Below are 1529 nucleotides of genomic sequence, written 5' to 3'. Positions count from 1 at the left end.
GCGGTCAGCGCGCCGGCAACCGTGCTGCCCAACCCCAGCGCCAGCGAGGTCCAGGTATCGCGTGGTTCATAGGCTTCCGGCGCGCGGCGGCGCGCCCACGCCATTTCCGCGATCATCGCCAGAATGAAGAACGGCACCGCGTAAGTCACGATATCGAACGGATGGATGTCCGGCGTCATGGCCCTATCCTTCCAGCCGGCGGAGGCTGGCCGCCCAGGCCTGCGCATCGGGGCCGAGGTTGAGCGTGATCGTGCCGAAGCGGCTGTCCCCGGTCGAAACGGTCAGGAACTGCTGGTCGAGCCGGACGCCGGCGTGGCTTTCCAGCAGGCGCGCGGCGAAGTGGCTGCCATGGCGGCGAATCAGCATGACCCGGCCCTGCGCATCGCGCACCAGCGCGCCAATCCGCGCCTTGTCGAGCCCGACCGCCACCGGCACGAAGCCGCACATCGCTTCGTCGGCCAGCGCGCCCGCGTGATCCTCGTCGCGAATCCGCACGTCGCCGCCCAGATTCATCCAGCGCGCGAGTTGCACCACGAACAGCACCCCGACCAGGGAAGCCAGCGTCTTGAGCACGAGAAGCACGCCGGGCTGGGCAAGAAACGCCTGCACCACTTTCACGATCGCTGTACCGGCTCAACCGGCCTGCGCCGCGAGCATATCGACCTGCGCGCGAACCGGCGTGATGTCATACCCCGCACCGGCCGCACCCGCCNNCGCCTCGGCCAGCGCCCACAGCAGCGTGGAGCGCGTACCGGATCGGCAGTAGGCGAGCACTGGCTGGTCGCCCGCCTCGTCCAGCGCCTTGCGCATCGCTTCCACCTGCCAGGCGGCGAAGCCCGCGTGCGTCACGGGGATCGCGTGATAGGCGATCCCGGCCTCGCGCGCGGCTGCCTCGATCGCGGCACCCGGCGTCTGATCGTCGGATTCGTCCTCGGGACGGTTGTTGATGATCACGGCGATTCCCAGCGCTTTCGCCTCGGCCAGGTCCGCCACCGTGATCTGCGGACTGGCATAAGTGCGATCATCGATCTTGCGGAACAACGGTGCCTACTCCCGGATTGAGGCTGACGACGGCGAATGCCGGTCGTGGCAGGACTCGTGCAGGTGATCGCGCCGGCTCGCCCTCCGAAACGGCACGCAATTGACAGTGCTTCTGCCCAAACCACTGGCCAAGAGCAAGCATTCGCAGCCGCCTCCGGGATCGGAAAAATTGCCTCCGAAACGGCGGATCAACGAAAGTTCCCGGAAATCCGGTCTCTTTTGCCGATTCCATTCGCGCTATGGCTTTTTCTCCGCTATAGAGATGAGTGCAATGAAGAAGGTCGGCCTTTTGTCCGGCGCGGATTCCTTGTCGTGCCGCCGGTCTCCGCATCCGGCCCGCGGCGCCGGGGAAAGCAGGGGCGGAACGAAGGTCTATTGAAGTTTATGGGTTTTGACAGAGGGCGGCGGGGTCGCGGACGGGATAAGCGCGACGGATTCGGCGAAGACAATTTCGATCCCTACAGCGGCGGTGGCGGCGGCTTCGGCGG

At 66.4% G+C, this 1529-nt stretch carries 2 protein-coding genes and 2 pseudogenes; 1 reads left to right on the top strand and 3 read right to left on the bottom strand.

Going from position 1 to position 1529, the window contains the following annotated elements:
- The 3 genes and pseudogenes from B3547_RS16080 to B3547_RS16070 form a co-directional block, all read right to left on the bottom strand.
- Nucleotides 1-179 (bottom strand): annotated as a pseudogene (locus B3547_RS16080) (sterol desaturase family protein); the annotation flags it as partial.
- Between the two features lie 4 nt (nt 180-183).
- On the bottom strand, nt 184-618 hold the full coding sequence (locus tag B3547_RS16075) for a hypothetical protein (RefSeq protein WP_233497517.1): 435 nt from the start codon (nt 616-618) through the stop codon (nt 184-186).
- Between the two features lie 15 nt (nt 619-633).
- Complete coding sequence (locus B3547_RS16070; protein WP_292964676.1) at nt 634-1041, bottom strand: TIGR01244 family sulfur transferase; 408 nt, start codon at nt 1039-1041, stop codon at nt 634-636.
- Nucleotides 1042-1077: 36 nt separating this feature from the next.
- Between B3547_RS16070 and B3547_RS16065 the strand changes: the two are divergent.
- Nucleotides 1078-1529: pseudogene (locus tag B3547_RS16065) on the top strand (hypothetical protein); the annotation flags it as partial.

The sequence above is a fragment of the Novosphingobium sp. UBA1939 genome, from assembly GCF_002336885.1.
Taxonomy (GTDB): domain Bacteria; phylum Pseudomonadota; class Alphaproteobacteria; order Sphingomonadales; family Sphingomonadaceae; genus Novosphingobium.
Note: the sequence above shows the minus strand (reverse complement) of the source record. Positions and strands in the feature narration are given on the sequence as shown.